This is a genomic window from Lancefieldella parvula, from assembly GCF_963530955.1.
In the GTDB taxonomy this organism is placed as follows: domain Bacteria; phylum Actinomycetota; class Coriobacteriia; order Coriobacteriales; family Atopobiaceae; genus Lancefieldella; species Lancefieldella parvula_A.
In genome coordinates this window covers 1-6676 of sequence record NZ_CAUSFQ010000079.1, presented here as the reverse complement: position 1 = coordinate 6676, position 6676 = coordinate 1, and the positions used below count along the sequence as shown (strand labels likewise).

Here is a 6676-nt window from a genome sequence, read left to right as displayed (position 1 = left end):
AAGAGGAAGATGTAGCTGAATCAGCGCTGGTAGGTTGCGTAGAAACTTCCACAAGACCAGAAATCTTATTGGTAGTTGAGAGGTGTGGCAAGGTGCCAATCCACTTGTTTCTAATAACTCCCTCAACACCGTTAGATTGAATAGCTGAAAGAGCTTGCTGAATTTGTGTAGCGAGAGCTTTGTTACTTGTTGCTACAGAAATACCAATCGTGGATGGAACATCAACGACACCAACCATAGAAATATCTTTGTTTGCTGCTAAATAAGCACCAGCATATGCATCACAGGCCACATAATCGATGGAACCATTTTCAAGTGCTTCAAAAGCATCGTTTAGGTTAGAAAAACCCTGAACAGACATGCCCGTGAGTACCTGACCCATTGCGCGCTCAGACAAAGAACCCGTTTGAACGCCAACTGACTTTCCACTCAAACTATCAGCAGTAATGTTTGTCTCTGAACCCTTATGGAAAAGAGCTGTTGCATACTCAGCATAACCAGAAATGAGCGTACTTGTTGAGTCTTCACCACTTCTGACATCCATGACAATGTCGCAGCCTGCTTGTAGGCCATCTACTGGTCCGTTAACTGATACAAACTTAACGTCTACGCCTAGCTGATCTGCAATTGCAGAAGCTATTTCAACGTCAATTCCCTGCAATGTTCCAGCTTCTGAGGCTACAACCATTGGAGCTGTTACTGACTGAGTACGTAGACCAACGGTCAAAGTGCCAGCTGTGTGCAGTGAGGAATCAGGAATCTTCTGCTGACGGGCTTCTCGCTTCTCTTGGATTGCCTCTTGCACTGACTTGACGTGGAAGCATTTATCCAGATCAATGTTGATAGGACCAATGGAGCATCCTGTTAAAACAACAGCAAGTGCTATAAGAAGTAACACCTTAAGAGAGTTTTTACCGCGCGTCATCAGAACTCCTTCTTCTATTCAGGCGTCTTTTCAGCTGACCTGGTATTTGACCCCACACTCGCATACTGGAACGTTTGCTTTGCTACCGCAGCAGCTCCACTAGTAGTTCTCTCGCCTGCGAGACCCTTTGTCTCTTTGATATAACAGGCGGTATGGCTTACTTCTAGGACGAGCCATGATCGTTTACGTGCGCACACGCAAACTTACGTGGATCCCTTTGACCTCGTCTGTCATGGACTAAAAGCTCACAGAGAACTTCGCAACCACAGACCTGAAAAGACTTATCAAGTATAGCCGTTTGCAACCATAGGTAACTCACCATACGCGAGCTAATGCGCCTACGGTTACAGAATGCACGCCTGCGGCACAAAGTACTCTAGTGGCTTCTCTAATTGATGCTCCCGTAGTTACAACATCATCTAAAAGTAAAATATTTGATTGATTGACCGGCGCAGTACAAGCAATACTTCCTTTCAAATTTATTTGCCTTTGAGCGGATGAGAGTGTTCTTTGGTCCTTTGCATGAGGACGTATAAGCACGTCATACAAAGGTAAGCCTGTAAGCTGGCAAAACGATTGAGCTACAAGTTCCATATGATCAAAGCCTCTGCGCGCGTACGCTTCTGCAGTTGCTGGAATAAAGGAAACGCCATCAATTTTTGAACTATCAAAGCGAGAGGTACCGTCACGAGCTTTCCATGCTGAGGCTTCTTCAAGCGCACACAATATGGCTGCAGCAATTACCGGTGCCAGTCGAAACTCGTGTCCATCCTTAAGCGTCAAAATCAACCGTGCAGGAGGACCCTTAAATCCCATGGCACAAATGACCGCTCTACTCTCCCACTGAACAGGTCGTTTCTTTTTATCTGCGCACTCTGAACAAACAAGCTTCCCGTATGGAGCGCCGCAATTAGGACATGCCCACTGCTGAGAAATCCATGGCAGCTTTGCCCGACACTCATCGCAGAGGAGCTGGCCGGGTTTCTCGCACACAACGCAGCGCGTAGGAGCAAGCAGCTCAAGTGTTGAGTTTGCCGTTGCAGTAAGGATAGATGTAGGTTGCATTTTTACCCCCACATTCTGGGGGCTGACAGTGAATACAGTCTAGATCAAAGGTCGCAAAATGGAAGGCATTTTAGGTAAACGGAAAAAGATGGCTTATCTAAAGCTCCTACCAGTGAGATTGTATTTTGTGAGGATTCTGCTAACGGATGTTTGCCATGGAAGCCATAACAAAATCAAAAAAACAAGCGTTGCTACGCCGTGCGTTAAATCAAGTGGAATTGAAGCCGCAAACGCGAGAAGAGCGGATTCAAGCGTTAAGGGATGTACAAATCCAATAACAAAGTACACGTTCATTACTAGGCCAAAGAATGGCCCGGATATAAATGCCCAGATCATAAGCAAGAAAGGTGGAAGTTTGTAGGGTTTCTCGCCTTGTTGGACGGATGTGCGTTTAGAAGATGCAGGGCGAGCTGAGGTAAAAGTTGCAAGAAGACCTCCCAAGTAACCAACAAGCCCCCACGCATACATCTGCCATGGCGTCCACGAGCCCTGGCCAAAGAAAACGTTTGAAAGAAGCGCAGATAAGGCGCCTACTAAAAAGCCCGCATGCCTGCCAAGAAACGCTCCCGCGAAGATAGCAACTGCGGAAACAGGCTTTACGTACGCGAGTGGCGCAAAGGCAATTCTTCCCGCAGCCCCCAATGCGCTAAAGACGGCAGTAGGTACTAAATTGGCAACTGAAGGCTTCTTTGCCTCAAAACTTAACATAAATAATGCAACTGAAATGATCGCTAAAATAATTGAAGATACCGCGGTAAAATCGGGAAAATATATCATTTCAACAGCAAGAATAATAGGTGTAGCAAAGAGTGCCACAACCTCTAAGACCATTGATAACGTGTGCCGATTATCCACAAGAACCTCACGCTTACCGTCAAAATAAAAATATCGAGAAGGTCTATCTTATTTTGGCATAAGATGATTTGAAACTACAACAAGGAGGTCTTCATGATCTATCTGGGAAACTTTAGCTACAACGACGAGCTTGATTCTACTGATAACTATTGTCTTATGCCTTGCATTGTTGAGGCAGATTCCACAGATCACGCGCTTGAGCTTTTCTCGGAGCACCTCATTGAGGTTGCAAATTCATCTGACCTGCTCGACGGCGCAAAAGAGATTTTCTTGGATTCCATTGTTGAGCTGGGAGAAGTTCCAACCACTCCTCTGATTGCTCAGTGGCAAAAGATTATGCCTGCAGGAGTTGGTCTGTGCAGCATTACCAGCGCTCTTCCAACACTTGAGTTTGATGATGAGACAGCCAATGCCTACGGCTTCAATGAGCATACTCACGATCATGAGGAAGATGAAGAGGAGCATGAACACGAGGAGTTTGGCGACATCAACAATCTTGATGATGAGCTTCTTGAGGAGCTTGGCCAGGATGAGGAGCCGTTCTTAAGGTTCTAGCTACCTACTCCGCCGACCATACCCAAGAGTTCTCAAAGAACTCTGAAGTTGGCTCTGTCAGAGAAATCTGACCATCAAAAACTAGAGAAACGTTATCAGCAACGCGCGATATCAACTGCATGTCGTGCGTTGCTATTACTATGGTTGCACCTTCTGCCTGTGCGTAAGAGAGCAGGTTGATAACGGCTTCTTTGGTCGGAGCATCCAAACCCTTTGTAGGCTCGTCAAGAATGAGCAGACGCGCCTTTGTGAGCAGCACTTTTACCAGCGCCAAAAGTTGCTGCTGTCCACCAGACAAGTCGTATGGATGAGAAGACATAAGCTTCTGATATGTTGTGCGAGCAAGAAGTCCCGAAGCTTCCAGGAGGTCCTGAATGTCCTGGTCAGAATAGGCGCCACTCTGCTGCCACTGGGCAAGTTCCTCGTCCACACTTTGGCAGGTAAAGAGCAGCTCAGGATTTTGCGGAATATACCCCTGGGACTGTTGGAGCTGGTTGTAGACGCGGCCTCTCCTTGGACGAAGAATACCTGCTGCAAGCTTTAGCAGCGTTGACTTACCTGAGCCGTTGCCGCCTACGAGCGCACGAATTTCTCGCCCCGTGACCTCAAGCGAGCACTTGCTGAGCACCAGCTGCTCACTCTGCGGATACGCAAACGTCACAGCGCTGAACTCGAGCACGGGAGTGTTGTCGGCCGCGGTGGATGCTTGGTTTGGCGCGGAGCTACGAGGACAAAGCGCCTGGCGAGAAGAGCTGTCTGCTTGGAGCGCATCGGGTTTCTCGCCACCAAGGCAGACGCGCGCGTCAGCGAGGTACTCGAACGCGGCAACGTCGTGGGTGGCAACAAGCACGGCAACGTTGAGCTCGCGCGCCACTCGCTCCAGGAGCGCGGTGAAGTTCTTCTGCGCAAACGGGTCCAGCTGCGAGGTTGGCTCATCCAGCAAAAGCAGCTTTGGGCGCATGACAAGCGCTGCAGCAAGGGCTACTAGCTGCTGTTCTCCCCCGGAAAGCTCGTTACAGCGCTTGTGCAAGAGCGATTCCATACCAAAGAAACTGACCGTCTCAAAAATTCGACGACGCATTTCTTTCTCTGAAACGCCTCGATTTTCCAGGCCAAAAGCCAGCTCTTTCAAAGGTGTCTCACACACAAGTGCTTGTGAAGTGGCTTGCGGCACAAATGCAATGGTGTCTACGGATTGCGCCTGCGTCATCGTAGAAACCTCTTGGCCGCAAACAACAATTGAACCCTCTCGTCTACCTTGAGGCGCAATCTCGGGCTTAATGAGGCTCAAAATGGTGGACTTGCCTGAACCAGTTGGTCCCAGTAAAAGACTAATCTGACCAGCACAAACCTCACAGGAAAAATCTTCTACAACGTTGCGGTCTGGAGTTAGAGCATACGCAAACGAGAGATTCTGAAAAGCAAGAACTACTTCTTTACTAACTGAAGTAGTAGGTGAATTCTGAATATAGGAAGAATGCTCACTCATACAGACTGCTCCCATAAGACAGTATCAATATGCACAAAAATTGCTGGTAAAACGGTATACAACACTACGCCCAGATACCAAAAACTCACTTGGAACTCTGGCATAGTAGGATAAAACTGCCAAGCTTGTACCAGCATATACAAAGAAACCGCTGCTATACCGCTTAAGAAAGTAAATACTAGCAACGCTACAGTATCATAGGCGTCAAGCACTTCAGCGCTCCATCTACTCCTGTGCCCTGCCATTCCCCAACCTCGAGACACAATAGACTGAAACGTACTTATCGACTTCTCCAGCGCACTCATGCACACTGCGTTAATGGTGGTAGCTGATTGCGCAATAGTTTTTCTCGCGCTCAAAAGACGGCTTTGACCTAAAACGTTGCTTTGCCGGTAAGCCCGTGCGGCAGAATCACACCTTCTAGCTGCGGTATTTGCTGACTGGATTTGGCGGGCTGTTGTGAGATCAGAAAGTAGCTGCGGCATAAGCTGCACAGAAAGACTCAAGACCAGCTGTAATCCTGGAAAGCGCACACTTGATCGCTGCAACATCTCGAGCGGCGATACTACTGCAAATAGGCACTCAAGCCAGCTCAAAGTACTTACGAGCACGAGACCTGAGGTAGCTCCGTACAGCAGACTTTCTACGTACAGTTGCGTGTGCCCAAAAGAATACAAAATGGTAGAGCCAGATGCCGAGAAAAACGGATTGATAACTGCCATCAATATAATAATTGGAGCATACCAAACAAGCTGTTTAGCAGCATGTTTGGTGTCAAACAACTGGATTGTACAAAGCTGCGCTCCTAGAAAAGCAATCAGCGCACAGAGAGGTTGAAAAGAAAATGCGGCAAGCACAACCTCGCATCCAAACAGCATAACCGTAGCAAGTGGATGAAGGCGAGAAAAACTTGTGCGTGCGGGATTCATTAGTTCACCGCGTTAACGTACGTCCAAACAACCGAATCGCCATCATGCAGAACATATGCATCTGATGTGTAGTTAGGCTGAACACCGTTAACTGAATATACCCAACCGCTCTGTGGACCGTGGTCACGCTCTGCAAGCCCATTAATAGCCGCAACGTATATACCAAACGACGTGCTACGTGCATTTACACCGGCTCCACTTGCAAGCAACGCATCATAGACTGACGTACCCTCTTGCACCTGGAGGTTGACGGTAAATGAAGGCCCTTTGGCTGCAGAGCCATCAACCGTAACACTTACAGAAAGCGCACTATTCTCTTTATGAGGAGCAGCTACAGCGTTTGTTGAGTTACCAGTGTTAGAAGGTTCCGACGTTTTCTGATTAGAAGAATCCTGCGTTTTAGACGCATCAGCATTTGATTGAGCGTCTGAACTAGAGCTCCCTTGCGTCTGTGACGTCTGAGAGTCTGTTTGCGTGCCAGAAGCACCTGCTACCGTCTGACCTTGTGCGGTAGGAGCTTCTTGAGCAGAAGTGCTTGAAGCGGGCGTAAAGAAATACTGGACTAATGTCCATGCAAAGAAAAGCATGAACACAAAAGATACTATTGATGCTGCCAAATAGAGAATCCGTTTGGATTCTCTTGTGAGCTTAACCACTATCTCACCTGGCCTCGGCCATTGGAAACATGGTGAATTGCAGCAGTTTCTTTCTTAAGCAACACTACAAACACTGCAAGAACTGCACCAGAAGCAAAGAAACCAAAGACACTCAGAAGTGGAATGGTAGGCGCAGAGGACACCTGCGGTGGGGCAGCGGCCTGCTTATTTGAGTATTCAGTAGGTGGAAGCTGCTTCTCGT

At 47.9% G+C, this 6676-nt stretch carries 8 protein-coding genes; 1 reads left to right on the top strand and 7 read right to left on the bottom strand.

The window, feature by feature from the left end; all coding sequences use genetic code 11:
• The 3 genes from RWJ43_RS05540 to RWJ43_RS05530 form a co-directional block, all read right to left on the bottom strand.
• Window positions 1-925, bottom strand: a 925-nt coding sequence (locus tag RWJ43_RS05540) for a transporter substrate-binding domain-containing protein (protein WP_314008772.1), incomplete at its 3' end; no start/stop codon positions are given.
• Window positions 926-1240: 315 nt separating this feature from the next.
• Window positions 1241-1990, bottom strand: a complete 750-nt coding sequence (locus RWJ43_RS05535) for a double zinc ribbon domain-containing protein (RefSeq protein ID WP_314008769.1) — start codon at window positions 1988-1990, stop codon at window positions 1241-1243.
• 93 nt (window positions 1991-2083) lie between these two features.
• Entirely contained in the window at window positions 2084-2698 is a 615-nt protein-coding gene (locus RWJ43_RS05530; protein ID WP_314008766.1) for an ECF transporter S component, read from the bottom strand.
• A 240-nt stretch (window positions 2699-2938) separates the two neighbouring features.
• Between RWJ43_RS05530 and RWJ43_RS05525 the strand changes: the two genes are divergently transcribed.
• Window positions 2939-3400, top strand: a complete 462-nt coding sequence (locus RWJ43_RS05525; protein ID WP_314008764.1) for a hypothetical protein — start codon at window positions 2939-2941, stop codon at window positions 3398-3400.
• Between the two features lie 4 nt (window positions 3401-3404).
• Here RWJ43_RS05525 and RWJ43_RS05520 read toward each other — a convergent pair whose 3' ends face one another.
• The 4 genes from RWJ43_RS05520 to RWJ43_RS05505 all read right to left on the bottom strand — a co-directional run.
• Window positions 3405-4889, bottom strand: a complete 1485-nt coding sequence (locus RWJ43_RS05520) for an ATP-binding cassette domain-containing protein (protein WP_314008762.1) — start codon at window positions 4887-4889, stop codon at window positions 3405-3407.
• Complete coding sequence (locus tag RWJ43_RS05515; RefSeq protein ID WP_314008760.1) at window positions 4886-5818, bottom strand: energy-coupling factor transporter transmembrane component T; 933 nt, start codon at window positions 5816-5818, stop codon at window positions 4886-4888. Before RWJ43_RS05515 ends, RWJ43_RS05520 begins: the two co-directional genes overlap by 4 nt.
• Window positions 5818-6405, bottom strand: a complete 588-nt coding sequence (locus RWJ43_RS05510) for a DUF4430 domain-containing protein (RefSeq protein WP_314008758.1) — start codon at window positions 6403-6405, stop codon at window positions 5818-5820. Before RWJ43_RS05510 ends, RWJ43_RS05515 begins: the two co-directional genes overlap by 1 nt.
• 68 nt (window positions 6406-6473) lie before the next feature.
• Window positions 6474-6676, bottom strand: a 203-nt coding sequence (locus RWJ43_RS05505; RefSeq protein ID WP_314008756.1) for a hypothetical protein, incomplete at its 5' end; no start/stop codon positions are given.

Excerpts from the sequence above, each read along its gene's own strand:
- RWJ43_RS05520 (WP_314008762.1), bottom strand. The coding sequence starts at position 4,889 with ATGAGTGAGCATTCTTCCTATATTCAGAATTCACCTACTACTTCAGTT.
- RWJ43_RS05515 (WP_314008760.1), bottom strand. The coding sequence starts at position 5,818 with ATGAATCCCGCACGCACAAGTTTTTCTCGCCTTCATCCACTTGCTACG.
- RWJ43_RS05525 (WP_314008764.1), top strand. The coding sequence starts at position 2,939 with ATGATCTATCTGGGAAACTTTAGCTACAACGACGAGCTTGATTCTACT.
- RWJ43_RS05535 (WP_314008769.1), bottom strand. The coding sequence starts at position 1,990 with ATGCAACCTACATCTATCCTTACTGCAACGGCAAACTCAACACTTGAG.
- RWJ43_RS05510 (WP_314008758.1), bottom strand. The coding sequence starts at position 6,405 with ATGCTTTTCTTTGCATGGACATTAGTCCAGTATTTCTTTACGCCCGCT.
- RWJ43_RS05530 (WP_314008766.1), bottom strand. The coding sequence starts at position 2,698 with ATGTTAAGTTTTGAGGCAAAGAAGCCTTCAGTTGCCAATTTAGTACCT.